The following is a 17,548-nucleotide window of genomic DNA, read 5'->3' as shown; positions in this document are numbered from 1 at the left end:
TTCCTCGAGTTTAAAAACAAGGGTGTATAGTTTTTTTATCGGTGGTTTCAGTCCTTTTTGTTCTAAACATATTGTGATTAAAACTATTTCTGATAGGATGGAACCATGAAATTTCAGAAACATACGCGCGCGCACCGTTATTTCGAGTCCAATATAGTTTCAGTGTTTGCCATTAAGATTTGACAGGAACTATATTTGATTTATAATAAAGAAAAGAGGAATAAATGAGTACGAGAAGGAAGTACAAAACCTACAAAGAATTGTCGTTTACCGATGATTTTCTGTTCTGCAATATTATGCAGAACAATCCGGACATTTGCAAAGAGTTGGTGGAACTGCTGCTGGACCGAAAGGTTGGCAAAGTGGCTTACAGTGAAACTCAGAAATCCATCGATCTCGCATTGGAGCAGAAAGGGGTTCGCCTGGATGTCTACTTTGAAGACGATCTCAGCACTGCATACAATATCGAAATGCAGACCTCCAATACCGGAAATCTGCCGAAGCGAAGTCGCTATTAACAAGGTACCGTTGATTTAAATATGATTAGCTCCGGAGCAGGATACGATGAGCTGAAAACGAGCTACATTATTTTCATTAACACCTTTGACTTGTTCGGGAAAGGATTTCCGAAATATACCTTTGAGAACATCTGTCAGGAATCATCGGATCTTCATCTGGCTGACGGTACGGTTAAGGTGTTCATCAATGCCAAGAGTACAATTCCGGGCATGTCCCCGGAACTGCAAGGCTTTCTCCGCTACCTCCGCGGAGAAAATCCGGATACACCGCTCACCGATCGAATTCAGAACGAGGTCGTTAAATCCCGAAATAATGTACGATGGGAGAGGGTTTATATGTTGCTGGAAGAAAAATACAAAGCTTATTTCGCGGAAGGTCGTGAAGAAGGCCGCATAGATACGATCCTTGAAATGTTTGAATCCGGATACCTTCCGGTGAAAGTAGCACTCAAGGAAACCGGTCTTGATTCCGAAGCAGCACTGCAAGCTTATATTAAGGAGCGAAAGGAATCAACAAAGTAATCAAATACCCGAAAGAGCGGAATGGAAATGGATCGTTCCGCTCTTTTTTTGCGTTTCCTTTTCGGGATTGTCGTTTTTATTCCACCTTCGGCAGCTGGGCTAGGCTCTTAGCGATGTCCTCGTCCGCCGGAATCGTATCGCTCATGGTTCCGTCATTGGACTACTCGTAGGCCTTCAGGTCGAAATGGACGAAGGGCTATTCTTCTTCAAAAATGCTCAGATCGTCCCAGGAAAGCAACTTCGCTTTAATCGGGAACAGGTTGATTTCCTCCGGATACTCCTCGCTGATCAGCTCCGCCCCCAGATGGCGGTACATCTGCTCTGCATTGTCGTTTCCCTTGAAGACATCTATTACCATTTGACCGTATCCCTGGGTTTTCGCGCAGCGTCCCATGTGCTCAATCAGTTTCCGGCCCAGACCTTTGCCCCGAGCCGCTTCCGTCAGGAACAGCTTTTCCAGCCAGAAGGCGCCCAAAACCTCCGGCGACGGCAATCCGCTGGTGAACCCCAGGAAGGTGCGTTCTCCCACCTCCGACACTTCCTCGGCAATCCAGAATTCGCCCCCCGGCTGCAGCCAGTCTCCCCGCATCCGCTGCACGGTGTCCTCCTGGTTGATGGATGTAATTAGCCGAGAATCCACGATTCCCTGATAAACGGTGTTATATATTTCCTTGTACAAAGCGGCACAAAGCTCCATATCGGAGGCTTTTGCCGGACGAATTTCTATACTCATACCTTCTCTCCGTTCTAATTATTCTATACTTTCTATACTTCCGTTTCTCTCGGCTTCCGGTGCTCCGTCCGGTCGAAAAAAGCCTTGAGTGCACTCCGGTATTCCGCCGGGTTCTCGTAATAGGATACCGCATGCTCCGCGCCGTCAATCCACAGGATATCTTTATCTGCCGCACCGCAAGCCTGATAGTTCCGAATGGCATGGGACGGCGGCACGAATTTGTCTGCGGTCCCGTGGATGAACAGACTTGGAATCCGGCATTTCCGAAGGGCGTGTTCCGCATCCGCTTCCTGCATTCCGAAATGCGCCTTCCGCTGGCATCGCCGGCCAAAGCTCTGCATGAACGGAAACGCCGGCAGGTGAAACCATTTTTTTAGGCAAAGGGTGCAGATATCCTTCATGGAAGTATATCCGCAGTCCGCAATCATCCCCCGCACGTTGGGCGGAAGGGTCAGGCCGGAAGCGCAGGACACGGTGGCCGCCCCCATCGACACGCCATACAGATAGACCGGTAGGTCTTTTCTGTTATGCCTCTCGATGAAATCCAGCCAATCCAACACGTCGTACTTCTCCCTGGCACCAAAGGTGATGTATTCCCCGCCGCTTTTGCCGCAGCCCCGCTGATCGATTGTCAGCAGGTCGCAATTGTTCTCGTGAAGCCACCGGGCGACTCCGGCAAAATCCTTCAGGGAGTTGGTTCGGTATCCGTGGGCACAAAGTATAATCCGCTTAGGATTCTCGCATCGAAGATAGCGACCGAACAGCGGTGTATCGTCCACGGTGGAGCAAATCTCCAATTCGTCCTGTTCCCGGTTCTTCAGCCACTCTTGGTCCTGTTCCGGAATCCGCCCGTACCGATCCAGCGGCACGGCTTTGGCCTTCCCATCCTTCTTTTTCTTTCCGCCGTAACTCCACAGGCTCTTCCGCGCCACCGTAAAATCAAAAAGCTGATTGCAAACGGCGGTATATCCCAGTGCAGCCCCGGCAGCCGCTGCGGCACCGATTATTTTTGTGCGATTCTTGTTCTTGCTTCCCATACGCCCTCTCCCTTGGCTATCAATGCGTTCATGCAGGATTTTCGATACTGAAATTCTAACACATCCACCGCCCGCCTTCAATCGCTGACGGGGCGTTTAGATTCCAATTTCATTGGCAATTATTCTTTGGATATGTTATTATCTAACACAGCTCAATTCTACAAAAAATTCAGTGAGACTTTTCTTCGTGTTCGTCATGTTTGTCACCTACTTCCTAAGTTATATGTCTTGTTTAGATGATTATAACAATTTAGTCTTTTTTCGCAACATCTTTCCCTATTTGTATTTCCTACATCGTAGGTCCCTTCCAACGGTGGTTCGCGCTCGGCTCCCCGCTAAGCCATTGCTTTCCGTTTACGGGCGCAAACCGCCGCCCGTAAAATCAGCAACAGCCGGCCCGGGAGACCCGGTCCGGCAGCAAAAGAAAGCCCCGGCGGGACTGAAACGCTCATTCCCGCCGGGGTTCCATTTATTCTCGTGTGTAAAAGAAAAGTCTACAGTGCCTTCTTGATGGCATCCAGCAGTTCGTCAAACTCTTCGTACGCCGGAACGTCTGGATACTCCGTCTGAATGGATTCCGGACTCTTGAACAGGAATCCTGCCTTGCTGGCCTGAATCATTCCCAGGTCGTTGAAGCTGTCGCCCGCCGCGATGGTCTCGAAACCGATAGACTGCAGGCCCCGTACCGTCGTCAGCTTGGATTTTTCGCAACGCATCCGGAAATCATCTATCATTCCGTTTTCCCCAATCACCAGCTCGTTGCAGAACAGGGTTGGATATCCCAGTTTCTTCATCAGCGGCTGTGCAAACTGCAGGAAGGTATCGCTGAGAATGATTACCTGTGTAATGGAACGCAGCTCATCCAAGAATTCTTTGGCACCCGGCAGCGGATCGATTTTTCCGATGGTTGCCTGCACGTCCTTCAGTCCCAGGCCGTGCTCTCGCAGAATGTCCAGCCGGTAATTCATCAGCTTGTCGTAATCCGGCTCATCTCTTGTGGTTCTCTTCAATTCCGGGATTCCCGCCTCTTCCGCAAACGCAATCCAGATTTCCGGTACCAGAACACCTTCCATATCCAGGCATACGATATTCATATTTTCTTCTCTCCTTTTATTATTTTACAAAAAATCTTGATTAATTATATCAATAATCACAAATTTTTGCAAGTTGAAAAGTCGCCCGCTAGCGTCCTAATTTCTCTCGAGCCAGAATCGCTGCGCCGTAGGCGCCGGCGTACCGACCGTTCTCCATGGGCAGAACTTCCCGGTGAAGTTTTTCCGACAGAAGTTTTGCGAAGAACGGATTGTCGCTGAGGCCGCCGGTAACGATGACCGTATCCATCAGCTCCTTCCTCTGCATCAGCGCAACTACTTTTACCGCCACGGAATTGATCACCCCCGCCGCGATTTCATCCTTCTCCTTGCCCTCGCCCATGTAGCTGATGACTTCGGATTCCGCAAAAACCGTGCAGATGGAACTTAGCGGCAGTGGCTTTCCCTTCGCCGCCAGATCGAACAGCTCCCCGATAGTCACTCCAAGCCGGTTGGCCATCACCTCGATGAACTTCCCGGTTCCGGCCGCGCACTTGTCATTCATCAGAAAATCCACCGCCCGGCCGCGCTTCACGTTGATGAATTTGGTGTCCTGGCCGCCGATGTCCACGATGGAGCAGTCCCGCCCAATCATTTCGTATCCGCCCCGGCCGTGGCACGAAATCTCCGTAATCACCTTATCCGCGTAGTCCACAGAAATCCGCCCGTACCCGGTGGCCACAATCCGGCAATCCTCCACGCTTCCCAGCTCTTCCGTCAGCCCGTCCAGAATAATTCCGGACGTAATCTTGCTGTTCCAGCCGGTGGGCATCACCTTGAATTCCGGTTCCCCGTTCTCCCGGAGAATGCAGATTTTTGATGCCGTGGAGCCGATGTCGATTCCAATGTAGTTCATAGTTTCCTCGCCTAAAAATAAATTTCTTTTCGTCTAACCATACCGATGGCGCCGGTTGTTGAATTCGTTATCCAAGCCTTCGATTCCGATGTATTCCAGCTCCTGTTCCTCTGCCAACTTTCGGATGGTATCGATATCCTCTTGATGGATTAATAGAGAAATGCCGCAGCATACCGACAGCTCCCGAGGAGTCGGACTGATTTGGGCATACATGCCGGCTCCTTTTATCGCCTGATACATGGCCAGCCCATCTGTATGGGTGTTGAATAGTATATAGTAGTGTTTCATGGTTTTATTCTAACATACAGAGACTGCGTCCGCCAGAAGGGGACGCAGTCCATGTTCCTGTGTAAGGATGGGGGATAGGTTATTCGCCGATGACTTCGCAGAACGCTTCGATTCTGGTCTTCAGCTGCTGTGCGTCTGCATCGGTGTAGTCGGTTTCGATGCGCAGTACCGGAATGTTCTCCTCCTGCAGTCTCTTCTCCAGGGTCGCACCTTCGATGTCGTAGGTCTGGCAGAACTTCAGGGTGACGTCGATGACGCCGTCCACGTCGTATTCCTTTGCCAGGCGAACTACATCGTCGAATCTTCCGGTATTCGGTGTGAAGCATGCGCAGTTGATGCCCATGTATCTCTCGGCAATCTTGTCGATCATCTCGTCTACGGTCTTGCCGCTTTCGTCTACATTGTTCTCGAAGTAGCGGGTTCCGGTGCAGGTCTCTTCGCAGACAACGGCAGCGCCGGAGGTTTCAATTAAGTTGTGCATCTTCCAGTTCGGAATTGCCATCGGTGTTCCGGTGACCAGAATTCTCTTGGTGCCTGCCGGGAATACGCTGACGCCGTCTTTCACTCTCTGATCCAGCTCATCGCACAGGGTATTTACCATCTGGGTGAATCTTTCCGGATCGTCGTAGTATGCAATCTGAGAAATCAGCAGGGTGTCGGTTCCGCTGATTGGAATGTTCTTTTCTTTTCTCAGATCGTACAGTCTCTTAAGAGCGGATCTCTTGGCATTGATTTTCTTGATATTCTCTGCCAGGTTCTCCGGAGTAACTTCGTTTCCGGTTTCCTTCTCTACCAGCGCTTTCAGTTCCCGGATTTCCTCGGCCCACTTCTTCACATCCTTATCTCTCTTCATCTGCGGAAGATCCATTACGTGCATCGGAACGTCGGTTCCCAGGATTTCATATGCTTTCTTTTTGCCGTCGCAAGTGGTCTCACCGATATATACATCTGCCAGACGATAGAACGGACATGTTCTGTCGAACCGTGCACCCAGCATCGCCTTAATCAGCGGACAGGTGTTGGCCGGCAGATATTTCTCGCCGCCCGGAACCCAGAACTGAGAGCCGGCACAGAGGCCGGTTGCAATTCCGCCCGCAGCGAAAATCACTTCGTCCGGAACGTATGCGCAGAAGGTACCAAATACCTTTCCGCCTTTTTCTCTAAAATCTACCAGCTCTGCCGGACGAACGCCGTGAACCTCTGCCAATACGAAATCAAAGTAGTCCATCTTCTCCGGTCTGTTTTCCTGGGACAGGAACACGTCGCCGATTGCGCCCGGAAGCACGTTGCACAGGACATCGTGGTTGTCCACGTCCATTCCGAGATCTTTCCACATCTGATGATAATCTGCCATTCTTATTTCCTCCTGTATCAAAAAAACTTTTTCCATATGCGTAGTCGTATCAATACCTCTTCGTCATTAGTATAACACCCGTTTTTCACCAGAAGAAATAGATATCTTTCGCAGTTAAACGGATTTAATATATATATTTTCTATAGGTTGATTGATTAATAATTTTAATAGATTTTATTAAATAGTTTAGTTTAACAAATCGATTGGCCGGTGGTATATTATAGGTGTCGAAGGAATTCGGCAATGACAACTAAATACACCATACAATATAGGAGGTATCATTATGAGAAATATGTACAATGTAATTGGTATGATTATTCTGGTAGTTAGCGCAGCTCTCGGAATCGTATTCACTGTTGCAATGGACGCGGTCTCAGCTGGTTCCGGTGCACAGATTGTGCTGATGGTCCTCATACTCGCATCCATGGGTGCTTTCGATGTAACATCCTACGAGATGCTCAAATAACATATAGTTGTTCTTCAATATTATTCGGCATGCATCCTCACGGGGGTGTGTGCCCTACCCCAAAGCTATCAATACCTATTATTACCAATACAAAGTAAAAGGAAGCGGCGAGTCCGCTTCCTTTTACTTTGCAATATATTCTTCCAGCATAAGGCAACGGCCGAAACCGCCGCCCTTCCACGATTCATTACGCTCTTGCCGCCTCACAAACCGCTTCTACAAAAGTCGGGTGTGGGTGAATGGTGTTTGCCACTTCTTCAACGGTCAATCCATTGGCAATTGCTACTGCCAGCTCTCCGACGATATCGGTAGCTCTGCCGCACATCAGCTGTGCACCCAGCAGCGTGTGATCTTCCTTGCTGGCAACCAGCTTGATGAATCCGCGATCCAACTCCTCGATGATGGTCTTGCCGTTAGCAGAAGTCGGGAACTTCTTGGTAATTACATCGATGCCCGCTTCCTTCGCTTCGTCCTGCGTCAGCCCAACGGAAGCGATTTCTGGAGATGTGTAGATGCATCCTGCAACCACGTTCATATTGATTTCCGGCTCTTTGCCGTTCATGATTGCCACCGCATTTCGGCCCTCTGCCGTTGCGGTGTGGGCCAGCATGGTTCCGCCGATAGCATCCCCGATTCCGTAGATGGACGGAATCTCCGTGCGATAGCAATCGTCGACCTGCAGGAAACCTCTTGCGCCCAGCAGCTTCTCCTCCAGCTCTTCACTGAAGACACCCTTGGTCACCGGACGTCTTCCGGTGCAAACCAGGATGTGGTCGGCTTCCACTTCCTGAACTTTGTCCTTCTCCTTGTAAAAGCATACCAGACGGCCGTTGCGTTCTTCGATCTTCTCTACCATTGCGTTGGTATGCGTATCGATGCCTCTGTTCTTGAAGTTCATCTTCAAGCTGCGACCCAGCTCCTTGTCCATGTTTGGAAGGAGACGATCCATGGCCTCCACAACGGTAACATTCGTTCCCAGGTCGCTGTAGATGGTTGCAAACTCGATACCAATCACGCCGCCGCCGATGATTACGAAATCCTTCATGATTTCGCCCCGAAGCTCCAGCAATCCGGTGCTGTCCAGCACGCCCGGAAGGTCCGCGCCCGGAATCGGCGGAGTTGCCGGTTCCGAACCCGTGGCAATCATGATGTTGGCCGCAGTCAGTTCCGATACCTCATCGTTTCCGCTGATTTCAACGGTGTGCCCGTCCGTAACCTTTGCGGTTCCCGCTACGAAATCCACTTTCTTTTTCTTCAGCAAGAACATGATCCCGTCTCTCAATGTCTCGGAAACCTCGCACTTCCGGTCGATGATGCGGTTCAAATCTGCTTTTACGCCCTCGGCGGAAACGCCGATATTTGCAGACTGGGTGGCAATCCGATACGCATCGGAAGAATGCATCATTGTTTTGGTTGGCACGCAGCCCCGATTCAGGCAGGTTCCACCTACCAGATCCTTTTCCACCAGGGCAACCTTCATGCCGAAATCTGCCGCTTCATACGCTGCCTCGTATCCGCCCGGTCCGGCTCCGATAATCACCAGATCATACTGAAATTCGCTCATAATCCTACCTCCTGCTTTACTCCATCTGCAGCGTAATCTGCTCAATCACCTTTGCTGCAATTGCCTGCTCTTCCTCTGTCTCGAACTGATTCAAGTCCAATCCGCTCAAGTTTGCTTTTTTGTATGCTGCACCCTTCAGCAGTTCCTCGATTTCCGGGAAAACGTCGGTTTCCAGAGAGTCCGAATAGATTTTCGCCTCCTGAATCACGCCTCCCACTACGTGCAGCTGAATGGTCACGCTTCCGAAATCCAAACGATTGTCGATTTCCACATCGAACGGAATGCGGCGGCCCAGGCGCCACTCGTCCGAGCGATAGCGATCGTACAATGCTCGAACATCCGGATTCTCAATGGATGGCAGCGGATCTTCCACCGGTGCCCCCTGATAGACCTCACCGAACGCCTGAATCAATGCATCCTCCACTTCCTTCAGGGTCAGCTCCGGACGAAACTCCGTCAGGTTCGTTACCCTGGAACGTACCGAGTCCACGCCTTTGGACTTCAGCTTCGCCGTGGAAACGTTCAGATAGCGGGAAAGCACATCCCGGTTTACGTCCATCATGATGGTTCCGTGGTGATAGCAATACTTTCCCCGTTTGAAATATGCATGACCGGAGAATTTTTTTCCGTCAATGGTAAGGTCGTTTCGACCGTTTTTCTCCGCGTGAATTCCCAGAATCTGTACCGCCCGGAGGATGACTTCCGTCTGCTTTGCCACGTCGTACAAGCCTTCCTGTGCGATAAATGTAAAATTAAGATTTCCCAGGTCGTGGTATACCGCACCGCCACCGGAAACTCGTCTGGCTAAAGTGCATCCGCCTTCCGCCATCTCTTCCAGGCGGCATTCCTTCCATGGGTTCTGGTTTCTTCCGATTACCACCGTATTGGCATTCTGCCACAGATACATGGTTACCTCGTCCGGATCTGCCCGGAATGTCAAATATTCTTCCACGGCCAAGTTTTTTGCCGGGTCGGTGCAGTCAGTGAGTATGTATTTTAATTTTGTCATGATTCTCCTGTGGATAAAGACGCGAACCTTGCGGCCCGCGCCTTTACTGCAATGCATTTTATTCAGCTGTGTACTTTAGAATTGGATGTCTTGCCGCACTCACTTCGTCCAGACGACGAACCGGTGTGGTTACCGGGCAAGCCATTACGCTTTCCGGTGACTCCATCATCTGCTTATGAATTGCGATAAATGCCTCGATGGCTTCATCCAGCACTTCCTTTGCCTCGGTTTCTGTCGGCTCTACCATGAGTGCTTCGTCCACGATCAGCGGGAAGTACATCGTTGGCGGATGGATTCCGTAATCCAGGAGTGCCTTTGCTACGTCCAGTGCGGATACGTGGCTTTCCTTGTGGAATTTCTCCAGGCTCATAACGAACTCGTGCATGCAAGTGTGGTCATATGCCATTGGATAGTAATCCTTCAGCTTCTCCATCATGTAGTTGGCATTGAGAACCGCATTCTTTGCCAGTTCCGGAACGCCTTCTGCACCGATGGTGAGCAGGTATGTCAGCGCCTTCATGCAAACCAGGAAGTTGCCGTGGAATCCGGTCATATCTCCCAGGCTCTTCTCTGCACGAACGAAGCCGTCATCCTTGGAATAGGTTCCCGGCATGAACTCTGCCAGGAAGTCCTTGCAGCCTACCGGACCTGCACCCGGGCCGCCGCCGCCATGCGGGGTGGAGAAGGTCTTGTGCAGATTCAAGTGGATGCAGTCAAAACCAATGTCTCCCGGACGAACCAGACCGATTACCGCGTTCAGGTTCGCACCGTCGTAGTAGCACAGACCGCCGGCCTCGTGTACCAGTCTGGTGATTTCCATAATATTGTCGTCAAAAATACCTACCGTATTCGGGTTGGTCAGCATCAATCCGGCAGTCTTCTCGCTGAGATGTGCCTTCAAATCGTCCAGGTCAATCATTCCCTTTTCGTTGGACTTGATGACAACAACCTTGAAGCCGGCCATTGCAGCGCTGGCTGGGTTGGTTCCGTGAGCGGAGTCCGGAATGATGATTTCCTTACGCTGATTCTCGCCTCTGGATTCGTGATAGGACTTAATCAGGAGAAGTCCGGTGAATTCACCCTGTGCGCCGGCAGCCGGCTGCAGAGTGATGCGGTCCATTCCGGTGATTTCGCCCAGATCGTGTTCCAGCATTTCCATAGCCTTGCACGCACCGTATACGGACCACTCCGGCTGCAGCGGATGGATGTTGGTAAATCCAGGCAATGCGGCCATCTTCTCGTTGATTCTCGGGTTGTGCTTCATGGTGCAAGAACCCAGCGGATAGAATCCGTCATTTACACCGCGAGATGCTTTTGCCAGTTCGGTGTAATGTCTGCCCATTTCATTCTCGGAAATTTCCGGCAGCGCTGCTTCTTTCTCTCTCAGTGCTGCCTGTGGCAGTTTAATCTCTACATCGCATTCCGGAAAGATGTCCTGGCCACGGCCCGGCATGCTTCTTTCAAAAATCAGTTTCATGCGCTGAACACCTCCTTAGCGATTTCTACTACATCATCCATATCTTCCTTCGAGTTCAGCTCGGTGCAGCACCACAGGATCTCGGTATCGCTGAGCTTCAGTCCGCCCAGGATGCCGTTGTCTTCCAGTGCGTCCAGCAGCTGATCGGCGTTCGGGCAGGTGGTTACGAATTCATGGAAGAATTCACCCTCATATGCTCTCTTCATGCCGATTTCCTCGAACTTCTCTGCCAGATAGTGTGCCTTCGAAGTGCACAGAGTGGCTACCTGCTTCAGTCCCTTCGGACCGATGGTTGCCAGATAGATGGACGCCTTCAGTGCGCAAAGAGCCTCGTTGGAGCAGATGTTGCTGGCTGCTTTCTCTCTCCGGATGTGCTGCTCTCTTGCCTGAAGTGTCAGAACGAATCCTCTTTCGCCCTGGGAATCCTTTGTTTCACCAACGAGACGACCTACGATCTTACGCATGTTTTTCTCGGTGGTTGCCAGAATTCCAAGGTATGGACCGCCGTAAGCCAGTCCCAGTCCCAGAGGCTGTCCCTCTGCCACAACGATATCCGCACCGATTTCGCCCGGTGTCTTCAGAACGCCCAGGGCAATCGGGTTCACGCTCATGATCAGCTGTGCACCGGCACCGTGAACGATTTCTGCGATTGCATCGCCGTCTTCGATGATTCCGTTGAAGTTCGGATACTGCATCAGGAAGCAAGCGGCTTTGTCGTCTGCCTCCAGCGTTTCCTTCAGTGCGGCCAAATCGGTCGCGCCGGCTGCTGCCGGAATTGTTTTTACCACGGAATCCTTTCCGAATGCGTAGGTCTTGATTACGCTGAGGATTCTCTTGTCTACGGTATCGGATACATAGATTGTGGAATGTTTCCGATCCTGTGTCATTGCACATGCTTCTGCCGCTGCGGAAGCGCCGTCGTACATGGATGCGTTGGCAATGTCCATGTCGGTCAGCTGGCACATCATGGTCTGATATTCAAAGATGGACTGCAGGATGCCCTGGCTGATTTCTGCCTGATACGGCGTGTAGGCAGTCAGGAATTCTTCCTTATTGGCAATCGCATCTACCGCTGCAGGTACGTAGTGATTGTACGCGCCTGCACCCCGGAAAATCGAATCAAAGACAACGTTGTCCGATGCCAGCTCTTCCATGATCTGGCTTACTTCGATTTCCGACTTTCCCTTTGGCAGGTTCAGCTCACCCTGAACTCGTGCTTCCGCCGGGATGTCCTTAAAGAGGTCGTCGAAATCCGCATAGCCGATTTCGTTCAGCATTTTCAGCTGTTCCTCTTTTGTGTTCGGAATAAAAGTCCCCATTTCTTTTTGGTCCTCTCTTTTATAAGCTTTTTTTACGCTTCTTCTTCAACAAACTTATCGTACGCTTCCTCATCCAGCAGCTCTTCGGTCTCTGTGATGTTTCCAACGCGAACGAACCATGCGTCATACGGATGCTCGTTAATTGCTTCCGGTGCATCCAGCAACTCTTCGTTTACTTCCAGAACGGTTGCGGAAACCGGGGACAGTACGTCTTCTACGGCCTTTACGGACTCGATGTCGCCCAGCGCTTCTCCTACTTCGATCTCATCGTCTACTTCCGGCAGGTTTACGAATACCAGGTCGCCCATGCTGCTCTGTGCAAAATCGGTGATTCCGATGTACGCCTCGTCTCCTTCGTAACGTACCCACTCGTGAGATTTCGAATACTTCAGTTCATTAGTATTAGCCATTATATGTTCCTCCTGTTTTACAGTAAAAATAATTATCGTGTTCTATTTCTCTCTCTTGTAGAATGGCAGTTTCACCATTTCTGCGTCGATCATTCTTCCGCGAACCTCTACCTGGCAAGCCGCGCCGATTTCTCTGTCCGCTGCTTCTACGATTGCCATCGCATAGGATCCCTTGAGGTATGGCAGGAATGTTCCGGATGTGGTTACGCCCACTTTCTTTCCGTCTCTATATACGTCGCATTCCTCTCTCAGAATTCCTCTTCCGGTAACCTTCAGGCCCACTCTGCGCTGCTTCAGCGGAGTTGCTGCCTCGATGGCTTCCTTACCGATGAATTCCGGCTTGTCCATCTTTACAGCAAATCCCAGACCGGCAACCTTCGGGGAAATCTCGTCGTTCATCTCGTGTCCGTACAGAGGCATTGCTGCTTCCATTCTCAGGGTATCTCTTGCACCCAGACCGCATGGAAGAATTCCATATTCCTGACCCGCATCCATCAGCAGTTCCCAAGCGTCCACCGCTCTGTCTGCCGGCATGTAGATTTCGAAACCGTCTTCGCCGGTGTATCCGGTACGGGAAATCATGCATGGAATTCCCTGCATTTCGGTATCAAATACGCAAGTATAATATCCTGCCGGGATTGCTTCCGGCTTCGCAACCTTTGCCAGAACCTTCTCGGAGTTCGGACCCTGCAGTGCCAGCTGGCCCCACTCTGCCGATGCGTTGGACAATTCCACGCCGTCAATCTTGTGATCCACCATCCACTGGAAATCCTTCTCGGTATTTGCCGCGTTTACAACGACGAAATAATCGTTGTCCGCCTTCTTATAAACAATCAGATCGTCTACGGTACCACCGTTCTCATTGCACATTGGGCTGTATCTCGCACAACCGTCCTTCAAATCCGTGTAGTCGTTCGTCAACACGTGATTCAGGAACTCCAGAGCCTTCTCGCCCTGAACCAGAATCTCTCCCATATGGGAAACGTCGAACAGGCCGCACTCCGTCCGAACTGCCATATGTTCCTTCTTTATACCGGCTTCGTACTGAACCGGCAACAGAAAACCACCGAAGTCCACGATGCTTCCACCGTACTTCACATGGGTGTCATAAAGGGGTGTTTTTTTTCCTTCCACTTTTGTACCTCCATTCGTACATCAAATTCTTTTCCTATATTATCATTCACAAAATCCGCCGTCAATACACCGAACCCCCTTGTGGAATAAGTTATTTTTTTATCTATTACAATTTTCTTTTGATGATTTTGTATATAAAGGAAAATCAAAAAGAAAAACAGGTATATGTTGGAGGCCATATACCTGTTTCTTCACTACGAAATTATTAATTAAGAAAGAACAATTAAGGAAAATGTCGTTTTGTTCGCTTTTTCTGACACTCATATAATAGCAAGCTTATATGTAGATTCGGTAAAGACTCCTTAGTCATTGTATGTGTATACTGTAGCACGCCGTCAACACAGACGTGCACATTTCCGTCATATTCTTTCTCCCGCCATCACTTATTCGTTCAATCCCAAAATATCTCTGGCAACGAATATACCGCTGGCGGATGCATGGGACAGGGAATGGGTCACGCCACTTCCGTCCCCGATAACGTACAGCCCCGGATACTTCGTTTCCAGATGCTCATCCAGCTGCACTTCCATGTTGTAGAATTTCACTTCCACGCCGTAGAGCAGCGTGTCGTCGTTCGCGGTTCCCGGAGCAATCTTATCCAGAGCGTAAATCATCTCAATAATTCCGTCCAGGATTCTCTTCGGCAGCACCAAGCTCAAATCTCCCGGTGTCGCCTGCAATGTCGGAATCACCGTGTTGCGTTTCATTCTTTTTTCCGTGCTCCGGCGTCCTCGCTCCAGATCGCCGAAACGTTGCACGATTACGCCGCCCCCCAGCATGTTGGACAGTCTGGCGATGCTTTCACCGTACCCATTGCTGTCTTTGAACGGTTCGGAGAAATGCTTGGACACCAGCAGGGCAAAGTTGGTGTTCTCCGTCTTCTTATCCGCTCCGTCGAAGCTGTGACCGTTCACCGTCACGATTCCGTTGGTGTTTTCGTTCACCACAAAACCCTGTGGATTCATGCAGAAGGTGCGCACGTTGTCTTCGAACTTCTTGGTGCGGTACACGATTTTGCTCTCGTACAGCTGATCCGTCAGATCCTCAAAGATTACCGCCGGCAGTTCTACCCGGACACCCAGGTCTACCCGGTTGGAGCTGGTTGGAATTTCCAGATCCCGGCACAGCTTCTCCATCCACTTGCTGCCGCTGCGGCCCACGGAGATGATGCACTTGTCGCACTCCGCCGTGCTGCCGTCTCGCCCGATCACTCGGTAGGTCCCATCTTCCAGCGCCTCCACCGTTTCCACCGGTGCGCGGAAGCGGAAGTCCACCTTGTCTTGCAGTTCTTTATAAATATTTTCCAGAACGATATAATTCACGTCCGTTCCCAGATGGCGAACGGATGCGTTCAGCAATGTGAGCTTGTTCTGCATGCAGATTTTCTTGAACTTGGACCCCACGGTGGAATACTTCTTCGTATCGCCGCCGCCCTTGGCGCAGTTGATTTCGTCCACATAATTCATCAATTCCAGCGCCTTCTCCCGGCCGATATATTCGTACAGCGTCCCGCCGAAATCGTTGGTGATGTTGTACTTCCCGTCAGAGAATGCGCCGGCGCCACCGAAGCCGTTCATGATGGCGCAAGTCGGGCAGTTGATGCAGGCTTTTACATTCTTTCCGTCGATGGGACATTTTCTCTTCTCCAAAGGATTTCCCTCTTCGAAAACGCCCACCTTCAATTCCGGATTCTTTTTTGTCAGCTCATAGGCTGAGAATATTCCTCCCGGGCCGGCACCCACGATGATTACGTCATACTTCATACTTTTCGCTCCTTGTTTTTGTCGCATTTGTTTTTATGGTATTGCGAAAGCCTTAGAGATACTCAATCTTGCTGGTATTTCGCCAAATCCCCATTTTTTCCGCTTCGCGAATCAGGTCCTCCCGGAAATCCGGATGAGCAATGCTGATCAGCATCTCCGCCCGCTGCCAGGTGGATTTACCTTTCAGATTCACCGCGCCGAATTCCGTCACCACGTAGTTCACCGCAGCTCTCGGCGTCGTCACGATGGATCCCGCCGGAAGCACCGGATGAATCAGGGAATGCAGCTTTCCGTTGGAATCCCGCCGCGTGGAATGGGTGCACATGAAACTCTTGCCGTTCTTCGACGCAAAAGCCCCCTGCACGAAGTCCAGCTGTCCGCCGGTTCCGCTCACCTGGCGATACCCCGCGCTCTCCGAACAAACCTGGCCGAACAGGTCCAGACCGATACAGCTGTTGATGGAAATGAAATTGTCGATTTCCGAAATGGTGTGCACGTTATTCACGTAATCTACCGGCGCGCAGCAGCAAATCGGGTTGTCATCGATAAAATCATACAGCGCTTTACTGCCCACCGCCGCAGTGTAGACGCTAAGTCCTTTGTCCCGGGTCTTGTTGTTGGTGAGCTTGCCCGCGTAGTACAGATTCATAAAAGCATCCACGAGCACTTCGCTGTGTCCGCCCAGGTCCCGGATGTCCGACTCGGCCAACATTTTGCCGATACTGTTGGGAACCGCGCCGATTCCAAGCTGCAGCACGCTGCCGTTTCGAATTTCACTGACAATATATTCCGCAATCCGGCGATCCTCCGGATCCGCATCCTTCGGAAGGGATTCCGGAATGTCCGGACTGTCCCCTTCGATAATGTAATTCACATCCGAAATATTGATGTGGGATTCGTACCCCAGCGCAATCGGCATCTTCTCGTTGACTTCCACAATCACCTTCTTGGACGCCTTGATAATTCCGTGCAAATCCGCGTTGGTCGGCCCAAAATTGAAGTTGCCGTATTTGTCCATCGGCGCTACCTGAATGCAGCAGATGTCGAACTGATTGCCCTCTAAAGACCAGTACAGCGGCTCTTCATTGAACATGATTGGCACATACCACGTATTTCCGGACTCCGACATTCTCCGGTCCATTCCCGTAAAATGTGAAGAATAGAAGCGTACCCGCTCCACCGGCTGCTTCGCCTTAAACGTCTCCATATAGTCGTTCCGCACCGCCACTTCCGTCTGAATCTCCACGCCTCGCAGCAGGGTGTCGTCCTTCAGGCGCTCTCCCAGCGCCCGATCCATGTATACCGAGGTGCCCGTGCCTACACCAAAATGAAGGCGGTAGTTACTCTTAACCAGGCTGGCTGCAAACTCCGCAGAAATCAGTTTGGTCTTATACTCCCCCTGCACCTGTTTAATATCGTACATTCTGTCCCTCCGTTATTCTAAGATATCCTAAGAAATAACAAACATACCTTGTCGTATTTTATAATATTCTTAATAAAAAGACAAGTGAAGTTTGTATGTAGCGAACAAATTCACAGTATAATCTTCAGTTGCCTTCGCCTCAGCGAGGACTCAAGTCTCTGTATAAAAACGCATAAAAAAACACGAAGCGAAATGCTCCGTGCTTTCGTGGTGGGCTTGAGTGGACTCGAACCACCGACCTCACGCTTATCAGGCGTGCGCTCTAACCAGCTGAGCTACAAGCCCAAATAGGAAAAAACCGGCGACTTCCTAATTTCCCAGGCAGCTTCCCGCCAAGTATCTTCAGCGCTGGAGAGCTTAACTTCTGTGTTCGGGATGGGAACAGGTGTATCCTCTCTGCTATAATCACCGGATTTTCCTTATTTGTTTTTTTGAAGGCTGTGCCTTCAAAACTGAATAATATCTACTGGCCATCTAAACCATCTGGTCAAGTCCTCGACCGATTAGTACCAGTCAGCTGAATGCATTACTGCACTTACACCTCTGGCCTATCAACGTGATAGTCTCTCACGGGTCTTACCATT

17 protein-coding genes, 1 tRNA gene and 2 rRNA genes are annotated in these 17,548 nt (G+C 50.6%); 3 read left to right on the top strand and 17 right to left on the bottom strand.

The window, feature by feature from the left end; genetic code table 11:
- The first annotated feature begins 224 nt into the window (after positions 1 to 224).
- A complete protein-coding gene (locus tag PUE40_RS04075; RefSeq protein WP_277671985.1) occupies positions 225 to 518 on the top strand; it encodes a PD-(D/E)XK nuclease family transposase in 294 nt (97 codons plus the stop codon).
- 21 nt (positions 519 to 539) lie between these two features.
- Positions 540 to 1,040: a hypothetical protein gene (locus tag PUE40_RS04070; protein WP_277671984.1), complete on the top strand. Its 501-nt coding sequence runs from the start codon at positions 540 to 542 to the stop codon at positions 1,038 to 1,040.
- A 196-nt stretch (positions 1,041 to 1,236) separates the two neighbouring features.
- Here the strand turns inward: PUE40_RS04070 and PUE40_RS04065 are convergent, their stop codons facing one another.
- The 6 genes from PUE40_RS04065 to PUE40_RS04040 form a co-directional block, all read right to left on the bottom strand.
- Positions 1,237 to 1,773: a GNAT family N-acetyltransferase gene (locus PUE40_RS04065; protein WP_277671983.1), complete on the bottom strand. Its 537-nt coding sequence runs from the start codon at positions 1,771 to 1,773 to the stop codon at positions 1,237 to 1,239.
- Between the two features lie 32 nt (positions 1,774 to 1,805).
- Positions 1,806 to 2,810: an alpha/beta hydrolase gene (locus PUE40_RS04060; protein WP_277671982.1), complete on the bottom strand. Its 1,005-nt coding sequence runs from the start codon at positions 2,808 to 2,810 to the stop codon at positions 1,806 to 1,808.
- Positions 2,811 to 3,304: 494 nt separating this feature from the next.
- Complete coding sequence (gene thrH, locus PUE40_RS04055) at positions 3,305 to 3,904, bottom strand: bifunctional phosphoserine phosphatase/homoserine phosphotransferase ThrH (protein WP_154554581.1); 600 nt, start codon at positions 3,902 to 3,904, stop codon at positions 3,305 to 3,307.
- Between the two features lie 88 nt (positions 3,905 to 3,992).
- The gene (locus PUE40_RS04050) at positions 3,993 to 4,757 is read right to left on the bottom strand and encodes an acyl-CoA dehydratase activase (protein ID WP_277671981.1); all 765 of its coding nucleotides are present in this window, start codon (positions 4,755 to 4,757) and stop codon (positions 3,993 to 3,995) included.
- Positions 4,758 to 4,790: 33 nt separating this feature from the next.
- The gene (locus PUE40_RS04045; RefSeq protein WP_154554579.1) at positions 4,791 to 5,045 is read right to left on the bottom strand and encodes a putative Se/S carrier protein; all 255 of its coding nucleotides are present in this window, start codon (positions 5,043 to 5,045) and stop codon (positions 4,791 to 4,793) included.
- Between the two features lie 79 nt (positions 5,046 to 5,124).
- Positions 5,125 to 6,399, bottom strand: a complete 1,275-nt coding sequence (locus tag PUE40_RS04040; protein WP_154554578.1) for a double-cubane-cluster-containing anaerobic reductase — start codon at positions 6,397 to 6,399, stop codon at positions 5,125 to 5,127.
- Positions 6,400 to 6,682: 283 nt separating this feature from the next.
- Here PUE40_RS04040 and PUE40_RS04035 point away from each other — a divergent pair, with 283 nt between their 5' ends.
- Positions 6,683 to 6,865 (top strand): hypothetical protein, encoded by a 183-nt coding sequence (locus PUE40_RS04035; RefSeq protein ID WP_277671980.1) that lies wholly within the window; start codon positions 6,683 to 6,685, stop codon positions 6,863 to 6,865.
- Positions 6,866 to 7,052: 187 nt separating this feature from the next.
- Here the strand turns inward: PUE40_RS04035 and lpdA are convergent, their stop codons facing one another.
- From lpdA to PUE40_RS03980, 11 genes are all read right to left on the bottom strand, one after another.
- Complete coding sequence (gene lpdA, locus PUE40_RS04030) at positions 7,053 to 8,429, bottom strand: dihydrolipoyl dehydrogenase (RefSeq protein ID WP_277671979.1); 1,377 nt, start codon at positions 8,427 to 8,429, stop codon at positions 7,053 to 7,055.
- Positions 8,430 to 8,445: 16 nt separating this feature from the next.
- Entirely contained in the window at positions 8,446 to 9,438 is a 993-nt protein-coding gene (locus PUE40_RS04025) for a lipoate--protein ligase (RefSeq protein ID WP_277671978.1), read from the bottom strand.
- A gap of 58 nt (positions 9,439 to 9,496) precedes the next feature.
- Positions 9,497 to 10,915 (bottom strand): aminomethyl-transferring glycine dehydrogenase subunit GcvPB, encoded by a 1,419-nt coding sequence (gcvPB, locus tag PUE40_RS04020; protein ID WP_277671977.1) that lies wholly within the window; start codon positions 10,913 to 10,915, stop codon positions 9,497 to 9,499.
- The gene (gcvPA, locus tag PUE40_RS04015; RefSeq protein ID WP_154554573.1) at positions 10,912 to 12,234 is read right to left on the bottom strand and encodes an aminomethyl-transferring glycine dehydrogenase subunit GcvPA; all 1,323 of its coding nucleotides are present in this window, start codon (positions 12,232 to 12,234) and stop codon (positions 10,912 to 10,914) included. Before gcvPA ends, gcvPB begins: the two co-directional genes overlap by 4 nt.
- 32 nt (positions 12,235 to 12,266) lie before the next feature.
- Positions 12,267 to 12,644, bottom strand: coding sequence for a glycine cleavage system protein GcvH (gene gcvH / locus PUE40_RS04010; protein ID WP_154554572.1), 378 nt, complete (start codon positions 12,642 to 12,644; stop codon positions 12,267 to 12,269).
- Between the two features lie 42 nt (positions 12,645 to 12,686).
- Positions 12,687 to 13,778, bottom strand: a complete 1,092-nt coding sequence (gcvT, locus tag PUE40_RS04005) for a glycine cleavage system aminomethyltransferase GcvT (protein ID WP_277671976.1) — start codon at positions 13,776 to 13,778, stop codon at positions 12,687 to 12,689.
- Positions 13,779 to 14,161: 383 nt separating this feature from the next.
- On the bottom strand, positions 14,162 to 15,541 hold the full coding sequence (locus PUE40_RS04000) for an NAD(P)/FAD-dependent oxidoreductase (protein WP_154554571.1): 1,380 nt from the start codon (positions 15,539 to 15,541) through the stop codon (positions 14,162 to 14,164).
- A 52-nt stretch (positions 15,542 to 15,593) separates the two neighbouring features.
- The gene (locus PUE40_RS03995) at positions 15,594 to 16,964 is read right to left on the bottom strand and encodes an acetyl-CoA hydrolase/transferase family protein (protein WP_154554570.1); all 1,371 of its coding nucleotides are present in this window, start codon (positions 16,962 to 16,964) and stop codon (positions 15,594 to 15,596) included.
- A 208-nt stretch (positions 16,965 to 17,172) separates the two neighbouring features.
- A tRNA-Ile gene (locus tag PUE40_RS03990) sits at positions 17,173 to 17,249 on the bottom strand.
- Between the two features lie 11 nt (positions 17,250 to 17,260).
- Positions 17,261 to 17,377 (bottom strand): 5S ribosomal RNA (gene rrf, locus PUE40_RS03985).
- A 70-nt stretch (positions 17,378 to 17,447) separates the two neighbouring features.
- Positions 17,448 to 17,548 (bottom strand): 23S ribosomal RNA (locus PUE40_RS03980); the annotation flags it as partial.

Source organism: Mogibacterium kristiansenii (assembly GCF_029224645.1).
Taxonomy (GTDB): domain Bacteria; phylum Bacillota; class Clostridia; order Peptostreptococcales; family Anaerovoracaceae; genus Mogibacterium_A; species Mogibacterium_A kristiansenii.
The sequence above is the reverse complement of the archived record's forward strand: the minus strand, read 5'-3'. Positions and strand labels throughout refer to the sequence as shown.